Consider the following 15,904-nt stretch of genomic DNA (forward strand, 5'->3'; position numbering starts at 1 on the left):
ATAATTGAGGGACTGATAATGACCATTTTTACCCGCACGATAACCGCGTATAGCCTAATACTTATCGGCTTGGCATTTCATGGTTTAAGTGAGGCCGAGGAAATTAACAAGAATTTGCATGTTTATGGCAGGGCACATGTGAGTTTTGACCAGGCGAAAAATGACCTTTCGACGGAAAATTCGGTGTCAAGCAATGCATCGCGTTTCGGATTCAAGGGGACACGGGAGGCAAATGAGTCGCTGCTCTGGGAATGGCAAATTGAACAGACGGTAAGACTGGACCAGACCGGTGGCAGCCTTGCAACGCGAAACTCATTTGTGGGTTTGCGTTCATCTAATCATCGGCTGTTAATGGGCCATCATGATACCCCTTACAAACTCGTCGCAGGCTACTGGGGGTTATTCAGTGATACCGTGGCTGACCGGCTCGCCTTGCTTGGCGCCAGCCCGATCGACAGTTTTCGCATGAATGATCGCGGTGAAAATGCAGTAATGTACCAGGGCAACTATGGGCCGCTGGAGGCGCAGGTAATGTATTCAGCCAGCAACCCGAACCGGAGCGTCAACGGAAGCGTTGATGATAATGATACGAAACTTGTCAGTGGCGCGTTGTACTTCAGGCGCGGCGGCTGGTACGCCGGTATTTCGCGCGAGAACTGGGATGCGATGGCGATCACAAACATCAATACGCTGACTGTTGAGCGTACAGAAGTCACGGGATGGAGAGCCGCCCTGACCTACACTGCTGACAAGCATCACATCGGGGCGGTTTACGAAGACATTGACCCGGACGACAGGGTAAACTTCCCGCACTGGGACAGGGATGTATATGGAATCAGTTACAAGTACTCGATAAGCCCGAGCTATAACCTGGCAACCCATGTACTCAAGGCAGAAGAGTATTATGGCAGCATAGATACGGACGCCACGCTGTTTGGTATCGGATTGTTTTATTTGCCTGGCGCGCAATCGGAAATCTACCTGGCCTATGCGATTACCAGGAACAATGTTAATGCCAGCTATAACGTCGCCGATGGCGGGCATGGCGATATTCTTGAGCCGGCAACGCCTGGAGATGATCCCAGGGTTGTGTCTGTCGGGCTGGTCTACAATTTCTGACATGCGCGATTGCCCGGGGGCCGGAGCCGGCGATACCGGCTTCGGAGCCTGGCGCCATTCATCAGATTCCGCGAAGCGTCCGGTTTTACCGGGCTGTTTCCCGTGCGATCCTGTACCGGCTCGGAGCCGGGCAGTGTCGCGTATAAAGTTAAAAATCAAGCTTCTGTTCCTGGTACCGAACCGGTCACGGCCGGCTCCTTGAAAGTCCGTGTAGCCCCAATGCACTGTACGTGAACCAGAAATGCCTTCGCACCGGGTACGGTGCGGACGGCAAGGTTTTCTTTCGGCGCTGCCATGCCGAACCGGAATTTATCCCCCTTTGTCCTTACCGGTTACTTGTTGTTATGGAATAATGCCGGCTATCGTCTTACTACAGCACTCCGGAAAAAGAGAGCGTACTATCGTGACGTACTGTTGTGCCCTAAAATGATAATTATTACCAACAAGAGATTTAAAATAGATCAGGCTGCAATGAAATATTGGAGGGACGGGGAAATGTGGAAAAAATATTCTCAACTGGTACTGCTATGTATCGCCTTTAGTCAGGCAGAAGCGAATCCGAAAAATGCCATGTTCAGGACTGACGGAGCGGACAAGTCGGAATGTGCGAAACATATCGTCTCCGAAAAGTATGAGGATGCATTATCAAGTTGTACCAGTGAAGCAAAAAAGGGTGACGCGCAGGCGCAATACAATCTTGCCTATATGTACCTGCAAGGCGTGGCGGTTTCGCAAGACAAGAATGCCTCGTTTACCTGGATAAAGAAGTCAGCGGAATCCGGTTTTGTACCGGCCTACGCCGCTTTGGCGGAATGTTACCGGCGTGGTACAGGCACGAGCGTTAGTAATGAGTTATCGGTCCAGTGGGATGAAAAGGCGGCCAGGGCCGGGGATTCCCAGGGGCAATTCAATCTTGGGTATTATTACGAACACGGACATTTAAAAGAACTGGATTACAAACAGGCTTTGCACTGGTATCGGAAAGCGGCGGACCAGGGAAATGCAGATGCATACACTAATATCGGAAGCATGTATATGTATGGCAGGGGATTGGAAAAAAGCAGTGCCAGGGCATTTGAGTATTTTGAAAAAGGAGCAAACCTCGGATCAGCACGAGGTCAGCGCAACCTGGCCAATATGTATTTCAATGGTGTTGGCGTCACACAAAATGTCAGTACTGCGGCAGAGTGGTACGGGCGGTCAGCTGACGCTGGCGATCCCGTTGCCCGGTTCACGCTGGGTTATTTGTATGAAATGGGCCAGGGTGTAAAAAAGGATATTCACAAGGCGGTGGCATTGTATGAAGCTGCCGCCCGGCAAGACCATACCGACGCACAATGGACAGTTGGCCAGATCTATGTTTATGGAAGAGGTGTCGACAAGGACGTCCAGAAAGGGATGCAGTGGCTGTTGCGATCGGTCGAGTCTGGATCGCCAGTCGGAGCATATTTTCTTGCCGTGGCATACGCGGATGGAGTGGAAATCGCGCGCGATTTTTCCAGGGCGCACGTGCTTGCCAATTTTGCAATCCTGCGCGGTAACAACAGGGGGGAAGAAGTCCTGTCTTATATAAAGAACAACGTCACCGGTAAAGAATGGGAAAACCTGCAGGTCAATACCCGGGAGGAGTTCAAGAAGCAAGGGATCCTGAGATAGCGGGTCTGCCAAATCACGGGGCAGGAGTGACCATGCCCGGGTCACCCCGGTCCCGTGACCATTCAGTAATACTGGCTACTTCTTTTTCGGCTGGATAATATCGGCGGCGACAAACACAGCCGGTTCATTTTCGTTGTTCCTGTGATAGTGGACGGTATCAACTGTGGCGTAGCCCGTCGTGCCGGCAGGAAACCGCCTGGTCGTACCGTCCTCGTAGGTAACGGTGGTTGCTCCGGAGATGACATAAAAGGCGGCGGGCCTGTTTTTGTGTGAATGGGACTTAATATGACCGCCGGGATCAATGGTCAGTAACCGGACACGCAGTTTTCGTCCTTCCATGCCGGGAATCTGGCCGTCCAGATCTACTTCCTGTTTTTTTACCGTGTTGAATCCCTGGTGTTTCGTGGGACCGCCTTCGATCAGGATTTTGTCCCCGGCGTAAACCCCGAAACTTGTTATGCCCATCGTGGTGACCAGGATCGCGCTGCAGAGAGATGGTTTAAGTATCAACATATTTCAGTCCTCGTTGTTAGTTGACGCGATAGCAGGTTATCGAACAACGAGACAGGATGTGTTAGGAACCCGTTAACAAACAATTATTTTTGGTGTAACTGCAGATTAATATGCAGGTTATGCCCGTTACCGGGCGGCCCTGTTGCCGAGGATTGCGGTCAGGCCATGCAGACATGGATAGGCGTGGGCGATGACCGGGCCGGAGAAGTTATATTTCTTGAGAAAAAATAAACCCCCCTGACCCGGGCAGTCTGCGGCTGATCAGTAACCTGTCGATACAACGCCAGCGCCGGTCTCGGCAGTCCGGCCGGTACCGTCAGCGCGACGAAGCATTTCGGCGGTGACTTGTTGCGAAGTTATGTTGCCGTCATTTTCACCGATAATGATTGCTGCCACGGCGGAAGCGTGGGGCGCTGCCATGCTCGTACCGACAGCCCAGTAATAGGCCTGCGATCCCGTGCTGAATACATAATCGAATACATAGCATGGCCGGGTCCGGGCGGCTGCGGTACACAATGAGCCGGGGTCGCTGAATCCGTAGGAGTAATCGCCACCAGGTGCACCAAATTGCGTGGCCGAGAACCCGAAATTGGAATAGCTGGCCAGGCCGTTATAGTCACCGTTCCAGCCGGCTGTGAGCCAGCCATAAGGCGCAGTAGCGGAAATGGATGTTACGCCAGTTGCATCAGCCGGCAACGTGATAACACTGGCGGTGTGATCCTTATCAATGGCGCTGTTGCCTTCGGATGCAATGACCACCGCACCTTTGCCGATGGCGTACATGGCCGCACGATTGAATGCTACGGACAAACCGGCTACATCCTGAGCGTTGTACACGTCAGGTACTCCCCGGCGTACAAGCGTGGCGCCAAGGCTCATATTGATGACTCTTGCGCCAATGTCGGCAGCATACAAAACGCCACCGATTACGCCGCTAAATGCGCCATTGCCGGTGTGCTCGGACAATACTTTTATGGCCACCAGTTCCACGCCCGGCGAAACGCCAATGATGCCAGTGCCGTTGTCGGCAGCGCCGATAGTGCCGGCGACGTGGCTGCCATGATTGAAATAGACGCCGGGACCAATGCGCCAGTCCTCGCCGTCAACAAAGGATTTGCTCAGGGTGGCGTTAAGATTCGGCGCAAGATCCGGGTGATCGTGATCAATACCGGAGTCGAGCACCGCTACACGTACTCCTTGCCCGGTTTGACCGGCCGCCCAGGCTGCCTGTGCCCTTACAGCATTGTGACCCCACTGCATATCGAGAAACGCATCATCGTCACCGCTATTGGGCGCGAGACCCGCTTCCTCGAAAAATACGGCGTCTTCGTTTCCAGGCAACCAGTTCACACTCAGATTTCTTGCTACGAATTGCGCGCCGGGAATCTTGTTACCAAAGTCAGGATCGCCAGATTCCACAACTGCGACGCCAATAGCAGAAAACCTGTCAATGACACGGCCGCCGGCAGCCGCAATTTGCCGTTCAAGAGACGCCGGAACATTATGACTGGCACTGATAACGAGCCAGGATTGCGGTTCTGCGGCAAGCGTAGGCGGTGCCGTGATAATGCCCCACGTAAGTAGTGCGCATAACAAACCTCTGTTCATTGTAAGCTCCTTTTCAATGATGAAAATCCGGAAAAAATAATAACAAGATAAATGTCCATGAACGGGGATGAAGACGATACCAACCAGGACTGGTTTTGAACAGTTTTTCGTCAAACTGCGATTGACGACCAGGAGAATGGTTTAATAATAGCTGGTTATGGCGGTGGACTGGATATATTAATAATAGTAGCGAACTCTATCGATCAACGTGTAATGATGAATGAATGTCGTGTATTGGTAAAAACGAGTAAACATATTTAAATGTATGATAGCCGCTTAGCAAGTCCAGTTTCAGGTCCGGCCGTTGGCCATTGCTTAAACAAGCCGAGCACTATGGAGACGAGTATTAAATCTTAAATCAGCTCATACCATCGTGGCGAACGGTAGTTCGCCCTGTTTGTAGTCGGCTATCATCAACGTGGAAGCTGGTATGCATGACCGGGCAGGTACCCGGCAAGCCGGGTATCCCAGTACGGGGGATCGGTTACATGCGCTGTCAAGTAATCAATAAAAAGCCTGATCTTGGCCGGCAAGTGTCGGCGAGAGGCGTAGGCTGCATAAATCTGTACTTCAAGTGACTGGTACCCCGGTAGCACAGGTATGAGCTTGCCGTTCAGTATTGGCTCCGTGGCCATGAACGTAGGCAACATGGTGATACCCAGGCCGGCTATCGCTGCCATGGTCAGGGCATCAGGATTGTCACTGATAAACGTACCGTTCACCTTGACGGAACAATCTTGCCCATCCTTAAAGAACGGCCATTTGCTGTCAGCAGTTAGCGTGTAGAGCAGGCAGGCGTGATGTCTGAGCTGGTCAGGTGTTTCCGGGACGGAGTGATTTGCAAGATAGTCCGGCGAGGCAACGATGATATGCCTGCATGGAGCCAGTCGACGATAGACCAGGTCTCCACCGGGTTTATAGGTAATACGGATTGCCATATCAAATCCCTCGTCCACCAGGTTCACCAGGCGATCACTGCAAATCATCTCGACTTTGAGTTCCGGGTTCGCCTGCATAAAGCGGGAAATCAGCGGCACCAGGTGTAGTGAAGCAAAGTTGGTGGGCGTACTGATTCGAAGTGTGCCACGAGGTTCCTGGCTTAAGCCGGATACTGCTGCTTCCGCCTCTTCGAGGTTCTGCATTATGTCGTGACATTGCTCGTAGAATAGCCGGCCGGACTCAGTAAGACTGACATGACGTGTACTGCGATGCAGCAGCCGACCAGCCAAATGAGTTTCGAGTTGGGACACGTACTTGCTTACCGCGGCACGCGACAGACCCATGCGGACGCTGGCCGCGGTAAAGCTTCCGGTATCTACAACCTGTAAAAACACCTGTATGGCGGCAAGTCGATCCATGGCGAAATTGTATACAAATGGTTACCAATGTATCAACCAAACTGATATTTATTCGTCAATTGGTTAACAATAAACTGGCCTCCCACCTGATTGATACGTGATGAGGAGCGACCAATGGAAGCAGAAAAAATACAGGAAAACACGGGAAATAGAGCAGCGGCCACAATGAATCAACAACCCAGCCCGGAAATGATTATGCAAACGGCAACCGGATTTTGGGCATCCAAGGTATTGTTGACTGCCGTTGAGTTTGACCTGTTCAGTGTCCTGGGTAACAGCAGCATGACTGCAGAAGAGCTGGGAGAGCAGCTGGGTATCTGTGAGCGCGGCAGGTACGATTTCTTTGATTCCCTGGTCGCGGCCGGATTCCTGTTGAGAGAAGGCGACGGAACACCGGGCAAGTACAGCAATACTCTGGATACGGCAACTTTTCTGGACAGATCAAGCCCCGCTTATATTGGCGGCATGCCGGAAATGCTGAATGCCCGCCTGTTCGGCTTTTGGAATAACCTGGGGGATGCGCTCAGAACCGGCCAGCCTCAAAACGAAAGTAAACATACGGGCAAGCAGATATTTGAAGAAATCTATTCGGACCAGGCAAGGCTCGGACAGTTTCTTGAGGCCATGACCGGTTTCCAGGCCGGAAACTTCATGCTGTTGGCCGAGAGGTTCGATTTTGGGCATTACAGAACTGTCAGTGATATCGGTGGCGCGCTGGGACTGTTGTCACGCATAGTTGCCGGTCGCCATCCGCACTTGCAGTTGACAACATTCGACTTGCCGCCGGTTGCTCCGCAGGCACAAAAGCATGTTGATGCGGCAGGCATGAGTGATCGTATACAGGTATTGTCCGGAGATTTTTTTGTTGATGACCTGCCTGCCGCGGAGGTGATTACAATGGGCAACATCTTGCATGACTGGAATCTCGAGCAAAAAAAGATGCTGATAAGGAAAGTCTACGATGCCTTGCCCGCTGGCGGTGCCTTTATTGCTATTGAAAACCTGATTGATGACGGAAGAAGGGAAAACCTGTTCGGCTTGCTGATGTCTTTGAACATGCTTATCGAGGCGGGCGATGCATTTGATTACACGGGAGAGAATTTCCGCGAGTGGTGCACGGAAGCCGGCTTTAGCCGATTCGATATCATCAGCCTGGCCGGGCCGACAAGCGCTGCGGTTGCATATAAATGATAGACGGCGAATCATGCTGTTGACGGCGATCACGGCAAATTCGTAATCTGTCGGTACCGGCGCGTATGGCGACAGGCGTTGGGCTGAAAAAAGCCGGGCCGACCTGGTCGGCCCGGTTGACAGTGACGCGACGTTACTTGTCTGCGTACTTGCCACTACCGACGATGTAGCCCTTTCCATCATTACCCTTGGCGAGCTCAAAGTAGGTTACTTTGTGTTCCACCTTCCGGGTTTTCGGGTTTTCAAAATAGTAGTCCACCCAGCCTTTACCATCTTTTTTCGCTACCGTGAGCATTTCGTCACGGTACATTTTTCCCTTGCTGTCAGGTTTACCCTTGACGTTCTTCCCGACCACTTTGGCCTTGATGGCATGAGCCGCAACATTGAGGTCAGTATCAAAAACGAAAATATACAGGGCGGGATTGTTCTTGTCCTTGTACGGGTGTTCGGCCCGGGTAATGCGCTCGAGAGTGCGCAGCGTATCTTTTTCAATATCCTGTTTTGTCTGTTGAACCAGCGCAATGACCTGTTCGGAGGTCTGTGCGCTGAAGGCGGCGAACGGTGCCATTACCAGTGCCAGTGTGGTCAGTAGTTTCGATATTGTTTTCATGCTGCCTCTCCTAATTTCGAATAAATAGATATGGCATTCGGGGCCTGCGTCCGGCTGCGCTTTTCCTGTTTTGCACAACAGCGGAAAATGCCGTTGGCGAGTCATGAACGGGGTGATGCCGACAAAGCCCTGAACCGGAATCAGCATAAGAGATTCTCCCGGCAAAGTTATTGGTACCGCATAAAGAAGTTGTTAGGAATGTGTTAAGAAACTGAAATTCTTGTCCAGGCGATTGAAATTGCGCACGAACCGGGTCTCTGAAGCCAATACAACGGTTCAGATTCCGGGGCCGGAAGCTCGCCGGCGCAGGCTGCGGAACGGTTGCCGGTTTCAGCAGCCTGCGCCGGGCCAGGTCGGCGAGAGACGGTGTTGAAGAAGTCGGTTGGCCTGGTCAGGCGTCCCGAACTACTTTTTTGTGTAGTCCATACCGCCAAAAGTTACTTTGCCGCAGTCTGCGGAAAAGCTGCCCGGTTGGGCCATCCCGTTACAGTCCAGGGATACGGCAGAACCGCCTTTTGGTATGCCTTTGCAGTCAGACGTGTTGTTTCCGAACGCCATGACGGCTGAGCCATCGGCGCTGAAAGTAATGGTGGCGCCATGGTCATTGGCATAGGTACCGGTACATGCCAGCGTGGCATCTTCGGCAAGAGCTGAGAATGACAGAAAACCAAGCAAAACCGGGACAGCGATTGTTATTTTCATGATAACCCCTTAATTACTGAATTGGCGACGTGCCAAAAATCAGTCTAGGACAGTCGCAAGACTTCGCAACCATGGGAACAAGAATTCCTGGCAGCCACAATCAGCCAAACAACTGATTATGAATACAGGACGACGGCTGCGCCGGGAAATCAGGATCCCGGGTTCCCGTCCCGGGAGCCCGGTCTCCAAAGGTGATGTTGTCGACCCGCAGCCGGCGTGACGCGCGCGGATCGAAACGAACAGCCGGGCCAGGGGAGCCAGATAGACCAGTCAGCCCAAAAAAGCCCCGACCCGGCGTCGGGTGTGAGAATTGCTGATACCGGCTTCAGGCAAAAAACCTGGGTATCAGCATAGGGGTTGAACTGCTGTATCCGGGGTATTCCGGCAATGCCTTTTTCAGATCATTTTCTTCAAACTGGACGCCCATAAAGATGTATAGCGTGCAGCCCAATGCAAAGACAAGGTGGCCGACGGTCATGACCGGTGTTGCCCAGAAGCCAATGATTAATCCAGTCATCATCGGATGGCGCACGCACCGGTACAAAAAAGGCTTCCTGAATGGCAGGCTGGTGTAGGGCTTGCCCTGGAAGTACAGCCAGACCTGCCTCAACCCGAACAGATCAAAGTGATTAATCTGGAAAGACGCCAGGAACACAATGGCCCAGCCCAGTGCGAACAGGGCATAGATGCCGGCCACCGCAGTTGAATTTTCCACATGCCAGATGACACCACCCATGGGCTGCCAGTAATAGACAATGGCGGCGAGTATCAGGCTGGTGGCCAGCACGAAAGTGCTGCGCTCCACGGCTGGCGGGATAATTGTTGTCCACCAGCGCTTGAAAGCCGGCCTGGCCATGATCGTATGCTGTATGGCAAACAGGGCCATCAGTCCCAGGTTGATAGCCAGCGCCTTGGGCAAGTTGACCGGACCCAGCGTATCCAGAGAAGGGCTGACCAGGATATTGCCAATAAACAGGATGCTGTAGTTGAAGACGGCAAAAAACAGGGCGTAGGAAACCAGGCCATAGCCGAGTGTGAGAATTCGTCCAATCATGTTTAACCTCCGATATTCGTAAAAGTGAAAACGGCCAATGCCGTGCCGGCGAAACTACCCGGGTACACAATCTTTTTTGCGGCTGAGATTTGGAGATTTGTGGAAGAAAGTTCGCAGGTTTTACTAACTTGTTAGAATTCAATTAGTTATAATCATACTTATTTCAGCGCGCACACTGTGAAAACAGCGGGTAATAATGAACCAGACAAACAGCATTAGCCCGGATACCCCATTTTTTATCTCGGATTGGCTGGTGGAGCCGAGCCTCGGCAGGATCAGCCGTGGCGAAGACATGGTGAAACTGGAGCCCAAGGTTGTGGAGGTGTTGCTGCGGCTGGCCCAGGAGCCGGGAGAAGTTGTCAGCCGGGAACAACTGGAAAATGATGTCTGGCACGGACGCATTGTTGGTTATGATTCCCTGGCCACCACAATTATCAAGTTGCGCAAGGCATTTGATGATGATTCGAGAAATCCGGCCATTATTGAAACTGTACCCAAGCGTGGGTACCGGCTGATTGCGCACGTATCTATTGCTGATCCCGGTGCCACAGTCGCCACTGCCGGTATCCCTCGAGCCAGGAGCCAGCGATACCAGCTGATGGCGGTGCTTTTTGTTGTTATTGCTGTGTTAGCCATGGTGCCGTGGCGTTTTGATGAGTCAGCAAGCCCGCCTGATGTGGCTAATGTCCATGCTAACAACAAGACTTCGGTTGCGGTTCTGCCATTCAAGAACCTGAGTGATGACGAAAAACAGGACTACTTCAGCGACGGCATGACTGCTGACCTGATTACAGACCTGTCCCAACTGTCGCAGTTGTCGGTAATCGCGCGTAACAGTGTGTTTGTCTACAGGAACCAGGACGTGGACGTGAGAACAGTCGGCAAGGAACTGGGTGTCCAGTATGTAGTGGAAGGCAGCGTACGCAAGATCGGAAGAACTGTACGTATTTCGGCCCGGCTGACTGATACCGCTAACGGCTATAATTTGTGGGCTGAACGTTTCGATGGACGGCTGGATGATGTGTTCGCGTTGCAAGACCGCGTCGCAGCAGAAATAGTGAAATCTCTTGAGCTCAAGCTGACCGAGTTTGAACAAGCGCAACTGTTGCACAAGTACACAAAAAGTGTCGAGGCCTACGACCAGTTCCTGAAGGGGTGGCAATATTTCTGGCGGCTGTCCAAGGAGGGAAACCAGGCGGCACGTGACGCGTATTTAAAGGCTGTCGCGCTAGATAAACATTTTGCCCGCGCGTATGCCAATCTTGCACTCACTTATTCATACGAACATTTGAATGGCTGGAGCACTGATACCGAAGAAACGCTGCGAATTGCCAATGAATATGCCAACAAGGCCGTAGCGCTTGATAGCACGATATCTCAGGTGTACTGGGCGCTGGGCGTCACCCAGGTATACAGCCGGGATTATGCAGAAGCACTGAAAACTGCGCACAAGGCGCTGGAGCTGAACCCGAATTACGCAGACAGTTATGGGTTGCTGGCCACTGTTCTGAACTACTCCGGAAAACCGGAGCAGGCGCTGGATGCAATGGCGCACGCAATGCGCCTGAACCCGCGTTATCCCTCTATATACCAGCTGATGAGAGGTGAAATGTTTTTCAACGCGCACAGGTATGACAAGGCAATTGATGATTTCAGGCGGGCGCTCGAAATCAACCCGGAAGCACAGGAAGGCAGGCTTTGGCTGGCGGCTGCACTCGCCTACGCGAATGAAACGGATGACGCCGAATGGCAGATTGACCAGGTGCGGGTACATGATCCGGAGCTGACGCTGTCGCGATTTGAGGCGGCGATACCATTAAAGGATCCGATTCAAAGAAAACACCTGGTTGACGGGATCAGTCGTGCTGGAATGAAGTAATCTCTGGGCTCGCCGTAGCGAGTGCAGCCACTTTGGGCGTGACTGACTGGCAATGCTCAGGAAATCAGCTGGTCCCGCACCAGTTCCAGCGCTTCATCCGTGCGTTCCGCTGATATGGCCACGACGGTATCGTCGGCGTCCCGCTTGATAATGCGAATACTGCGCAGATTGATGCCGGCATCGCTGAATTTTCGTGCCACCTTGGCCAGGGCGCCGGGCCTGTCCTCCAGCCGTATCAGGATGGCTTCCTCGGTGATGGCCTGCAACCCGGGTTTGCTGCTGAGTATATCCAGCGCTTCGTCATATCGATCCACGGTCAGGATTGTAACCGCTGTGTCCTTGAAGCTTTCAGCGTCAAGGGTTTCAATGTTTATCCCTTGCTGTCCAAGCTCTTCGGTAATCTCGGCCAGCAGCCCGGGATGATTGTCGTAGATCAGTGTAATCTGTTTCATGATGACTCCCCGGATGAACTGGATGCCTGGGATACGTCGTTCAGGTAATCAACTATAAAAGCCTCGATCATGCCGCGGTTGACGTGTGGCATGGTGATGATATGGGCGATTTCGGCGTGTACCGCCAGTTGCCACTTGCGAATGATATCCAGGCTCGGCCGCGGGAATACAACCGTGTTGGAGTTGTGATGTCGCCAGGCATCAACGCCGGACTGCCTGAGCTGGTTCACCGCGTATTCCGCCTGGTCTATGCATTGGCGGACGATGGTCCTTAATCCGTCAAGCCCGTGCAGGTGGAAGGCATACCACAGGAACAGCGGCGTAATGGCATTGCGGGAGCCGGACAAGGTTGTATCCAGTGTTCCGATATATTCAATGGAGCGGGCAATGCGACGAACAATATCCTTGTTGGCCAGCACGACGCCGCAGGGCAATGGTGAGCCAATCATTTTGTGACCACTGATGGAAATGGAGTTGACCCTGGCGGCGAAGTCGAATGGTTGCGGTTCATCAACAAACGGCAGGATCATGCCACTCAGTGCAGCATCAACGTGAATATAGTATGAAGGCAGGGCCAGGCCCTTCATGATGCCGTGTATGGTATCGATATTGTCAACGGCACCTTTCATGGTGGTGCCGATGTTGGCAAATATTATCGGCGGAACATCGCGATGTATGCGGATGGTTTCGCGCAGGTCATCGTAATCAATTTCACCGTTTGGCTGGCTCTTGATCATGATGCTGCGAGCATGCAAGACACGAAGGATCTTGCTGACACTGTAGTGGGTGTCTTCCGAGTAGTAGACCATGCCATCGGGATAAAGCTCGCGCCCGAGGTAGATGCCATACATGTTGCCCTCGGTGCCACCGTTGGTGATATATCCCCAGGTGGAGTCAACCTCACCGTGCGTTAGCCGGGTGAACTCGTCGATGACTTCGCGCTCGATATCATGAGTATTGAGTCGGTAAATGGAGGGCGAAAACGGGTCGCCGACATTATTCAGCGAGAACTCCATAAACCTGAACAACGGTGAATAATCGTACTGAAGTGAACAAGGGTAGCCGACAAAACTGCTGGCAACGCCCTTCACTTCCTTATAAAGCTCATCGAGCCGTTCCTGGTCATGTGTCGAGAGCTGCCCGGGAGCTGGCGGCGAATCTGCTGGTATCGGGTCCTGCATGTCCTCACCTTCGATATCCGGTATGAAACACGTTCAAACGGTTGTCAGTATAGCAAACTCCAGCAGTTGTACAGGGCATTATGCGAATTTGTTTTATTGCCTGTCAGGAAGTCTTTATCGGCCTGTTGCGCCATAAATAATAAGTAGCGATGCTGCGATAGGGTCGCCAGCGCGCGGCGATGTCCAGGTAGTCTTTCCGTAATGCGTCGGCAGCAAGAGAGTAGTGTCGCTGCATGGATTGTCGCAATACCAGGTCATCAACCGGAAAAACATCAGGGCGACGCAGTGCGTTCATCAGGAACATGTCAATGGTCCATGGCCCTATTCCCGGCAACTGGATAAGCATCTTGCGAATGCTGTCGTCATCCAGATGCACCAGTTTGCGAAAGTTGATGTCGCCCTCGTTTACTGCGAGCGACAGTTGCCTGACATAGCGAACCTTGTTGCTTGACAGTCCGCAGGCACGAAGCTCTGTACTGTCCAGGCTGGCCAGTTTGGGCGCCTGGAACCTGGTGCCACCCTGCCTGGTGAGCAGGCGTTTTTCAATGGTCTGCCCGGCCTTGACCGACAATTGCTGATTGATAATGGCGCTTACGAGGCTGTGAAAGTGCGGTGTCCCGGGCCGGCCAAGATCCAGGGGACCGGAGTGCCTGATTAATAATGCCATCACCGAATCGGTTTTTGACAAGTGTCTTGTTGCCTGTTCAATCTCTGTGTCATTCATGGGCGAATCTTTCAGTTGTGCCGGACAGGTGTTTGCCGGGTCGGCGTTGAACTTTTTGGATATGACTGTGTCGAAGCTGCGTATGGATTCATCGATAACCGCCGGCTCCGACGAGACACAGTCTAAAGAAAGGGTTCGACCATGAAAACAAAACTGACCTACTGGCTCCAGATCAAGGTGTTTATCGGCCTTGGAGCAACGGTGCTCGGTGCGGCGCTTTTTGTTTTTTACCTGGAATACATATCCCGCGAAAATCATGCCAGCCTGCAGTTGCTGAGCCAGGTCAAGCAGCTGGAAACCCAGGGCAAGGCCATACAGCGACGCGGCATTACCTATGCAGCACATGCGCCCCGGGATTATGCACCCTATGAGCGCGATGTGATTATTTTTTATCCGGACTTCAAGCGTGATCTCGATGCATTTGAGCGCCAGATCCAGCTGATTGAGGAAGAGGTTCGTACCCGTCAACCGGTAATGTTCAGTTCCTCCAGCAAGGCCACCCTGGTCAGTATTGAAAACTTGCAGCAGCGTTGGGCAGTATTTCGCAAGGGATTCCAGGACAAGCTCGGGTACAGTGCCACTGAGCCGCGACTGGAATGGGGTGCCGAGTACGTTCAGGAAAACCAGGCTTCGATCAACGCCATAACCGGGGATCTGATCATGACTATTGAAACTGCGATCCAGGCGCAGCTGGAAGAGAATCAGCGGTTGACCCGTTTTGCCATGATTGGCGCGGCCTTGCTGCTGCTCCTTGGTGTTTTGTGGTTTTATCTCAGCGTGATACGCCGGATACGGGTTACGGTAAAGGCTTGCCAGCGCGTGGCCCAGGGTGATTTTGGCTACCAGTTGCCGGCCGAACACAAGGACGAACTGGGTGTGCTCGCAACAGCATTCAATACCTTGTCGGCACGTACCAGGCTGGTCGTTACCATGCTGACCAGCATGCATCTCAAGGGCAGCACCGAAAGCAAGATAGATGCACTGTGGAACCAGGCCTCCGGTTACCTGCCAATGCAATGGTTGGGCCTGTTTGAAATGAATGCGGCTGATAACAGGTTGAGCCTGGACGCCATGCGCACCCGAAGAAAACTGAGTGACAGCATCAGGAATTCTCTTGCCCGGGTGACCGGCGAGGACCAGCATCTGGCAGCGTTGACCAAAACCCGTGCGCCACTTAAATATGATCACCTGGCCAACGTTGCCACCAGTATTCCCAATGCCAAGGTAACGCGGGAAATTTTGAAACTGGGGCTGGTGAATTCAGCATTGATTGTACCGCTTGCGGCTGATAACGGCTGGAAAGGATTGCTTGTCTTTGTGGCCCAGGATGAAGCCGCCTATACCACAGAGCAGGTCGAGTTGATGGCAAACCTCGCGCCGTTTATTGCCAATGGATTTGCCCAGGCGCAGCCTGATGTACTGCCTGCTACCAGGCAGGCGGCCCTGGTCTGATGGGGCCGGGCGGCGGCGTTCTGCCGGTTGCCCCGGCACTTGCGCTTATTACACCGAAAGTCGTCGCCCTCAATGTTTGAGTCCAGCGGGTGCGAGCCTCAACACAGTCGCCCGGTTCGGGTGTCGCCGTAACACCATTTGATGCAAGTTTGATCCGGCTGCCGTCAGCACCAGCCCGTGGCGTATAAATCGGCCTGCCGGGTATTGCCCCAATTCGGTTGTTTGTCTGCCGTTCAGGCAACAAAAAGAGAACCGGGCGGGTAGTTTTTCGCCAAAATCCGGGTTTATACTCAACTATAATAACTTCAGTCAGTATTCGGCCTCAAAATGGCTGATCATGCGCGCGTGCATGGCATTATTGTCGGGGCAATATAAAAATAAATTGGTAACGCGGACCATCCCGGT

Annotated in this window: 14 protein-coding genes; 5 read left to right on the top strand and 9 right to left on the bottom strand. The window is 52.7% G+C overall.

Translation table 11 applies throughout. The annotated features are described in order from the left end of the window. The first annotated feature begins 18 nt into the window (after positions 1-18). Both OEZ10_01105 and OEZ10_01110 read left to right on the top strand, forming a co-directional pair. Positions 19-1,119 carry a porin gene (locus OEZ10_01105; GenBank protein ID MDH5631571.1) on the top strand — a complete coding sequence of 367 codons (1,101 nt, stop codon included), beginning with the start codon at positions 19-21 and terminating at the stop codon, positions 1,117-1,119. A gap of 495 nt (positions 1,120-1,614) precedes the next feature. Next, positions 1,615-2,775: a sel1 repeat family protein gene (locus tag OEZ10_01110; GenBank protein MDH5631572.1), complete on the top strand. Its 1,161-nt coding sequence runs from the start codon at positions 1,615-1,617 to the stop codon at positions 2,773-2,775. A gap of 75 nt (positions 2,776-2,850) precedes the next feature. On the opposite strand, the gene OEZ10_01115 is transcribed toward OEZ10_01110, so the two are convergent. The 3 genes from OEZ10_01115 to OEZ10_01125 form a co-directional block, all read right to left on the bottom strand. Then, positions 2,851-3,288 (bottom strand): cupin domain-containing protein, encoded by a 438-nt coding sequence (locus OEZ10_01115; GenBank protein ID MDH5631573.1) that lies wholly within the window; start codon positions 3,286-3,288, stop codon positions 2,851-2,853. 261 nt (positions 3,289-3,549) lie between these two features. Beyond that, entirely contained in the window at positions 3,550-4,896 is a 1,347-nt protein-coding gene (locus OEZ10_01120) for a S8 family serine peptidase (protein ID MDH5631574.1), read from the bottom strand. A 413-nt stretch (positions 4,897-5,309) separates the two neighbouring features. Continuing rightward, on the bottom strand, positions 5,310-6,254 hold the full coding sequence (locus OEZ10_01125; protein MDH5631575.1) for a LysR family transcriptional regulator: 945 nt from the start codon (positions 6,252-6,254) through the stop codon (positions 5,310-5,312). A gap of 165 nt (positions 6,255-6,419) precedes the next feature. On the opposite strand from OEZ10_01125, the gene OEZ10_01130 reads away from it, so the two are divergent. Further along, positions 6,420-7,445 carry an acetylserotonin O-methyltransferase gene (locus tag OEZ10_01130; GenBank protein MDH5631576.1) on the top strand — a complete coding sequence of 342 codons (1,026 nt, stop codon included), beginning with the start codon at positions 6,420-6,422 and terminating at the stop codon, positions 7,443-7,445. A gap of 133 nt (positions 7,446-7,578) precedes the next feature. On the opposite strand, the gene OEZ10_01135 is transcribed toward OEZ10_01130, so the two are convergent. From OEZ10_01135 to OEZ10_01145, 3 genes are all read right to left on the bottom strand, one after another. Continuing rightward, complete coding sequence (locus OEZ10_01135; protein ID MDH5631577.1) at positions 7,579-8,055, bottom strand: cache domain-containing protein; 477 nt, start codon at positions 8,053-8,055, stop codon at positions 7,579-7,581. Between the two features lie 405 nt (positions 8,056-8,460). Beyond that, positions 8,461-8,757 (bottom strand): hypothetical protein, encoded by a 297-nt coding sequence (locus OEZ10_01140; GenBank protein MDH5631578.1) that lies wholly within the window; start codon positions 8,755-8,757, stop codon positions 8,461-8,463. Positions 8,758-9,082: 325 nt separating this feature from the next. Next, positions 9,083-9,811: an isoprenylcysteine carboxylmethyltransferase family protein gene (locus tag OEZ10_01145; protein MDH5631579.1), complete on the bottom strand. Its 729-nt coding sequence runs from the start codon at positions 9,809-9,811 to the stop codon at positions 9,083-9,085. A 196-nt stretch (positions 9,812-10,007) separates the two neighbouring features. Here OEZ10_01145 and OEZ10_01150 point away from each other — a divergent pair, with 196 nt between their 5' ends. After that, positions 10,008-11,690, top strand: a complete 1,683-nt coding sequence (locus tag OEZ10_01150; protein MDH5631580.1) for a winged helix-turn-helix domain-containing tetratricopeptide repeat protein — start codon at positions 10,008-10,010, stop codon at positions 11,688-11,690. 56 nt (positions 11,691-11,746) lie between these two features. On the opposite strand, the gene OEZ10_01155 is transcribed toward OEZ10_01150, so the two are convergent. The 3 genes from OEZ10_01155 to OEZ10_01165 form a co-directional block, all read right to left on the bottom strand. Continuing rightward, positions 11,747-12,142: an ACT domain-containing protein gene (locus tag OEZ10_01155; GenBank protein ID MDH5631581.1), complete on the bottom strand. Its 396-nt coding sequence runs from the start codon at positions 12,140-12,142 to the stop codon at positions 11,747-11,749. Then, the gene (locus tag OEZ10_01160) at positions 12,139-13,323 is read right to left on the bottom strand and encodes a histidine decarboxylase (GenBank protein ID MDH5631582.1); all 1,185 of its coding nucleotides are present in this window, start codon (positions 13,321-13,323) and stop codon (positions 12,139-12,141) included. Before OEZ10_01160 ends, OEZ10_01155 begins: the two co-directional genes overlap by 4 nt. 103 nt (positions 13,324-13,426) lie before the next feature. After that, positions 13,427-14,047, bottom strand: coding sequence for a DNA-3-methyladenine glycosylase (locus OEZ10_01165; GenBank protein MDH5631583.1), 621 nt, complete (start codon positions 14,045-14,047; stop codon positions 13,427-13,429). Positions 14,048-14,188: 141 nt separating this feature from the next. On the opposite strand from OEZ10_01165, the gene OEZ10_01170 reads away from it, so the two are divergent. Continuing rightward, the gene (locus OEZ10_01170; protein MDH5631584.1) at positions 14,189-15,499 is read left to right on the top strand and encodes a HAMP domain-containing protein; all 1,311 of its coding nucleotides are present in this window, start codon (positions 14,189-14,191) and stop codon (positions 15,497-15,499) included. Positions 15,500-15,904: the final 405 nt, after the last annotated feature.

The organism is Gammaproteobacteria bacterium (assembly GCA_029880545.1).
In the GTDB taxonomy this organism is placed as follows: domain Bacteria; phylum Pseudomonadota; class Gammaproteobacteria; order Acidiferrobacterales; family SZUA-150; genus JAOUOD01.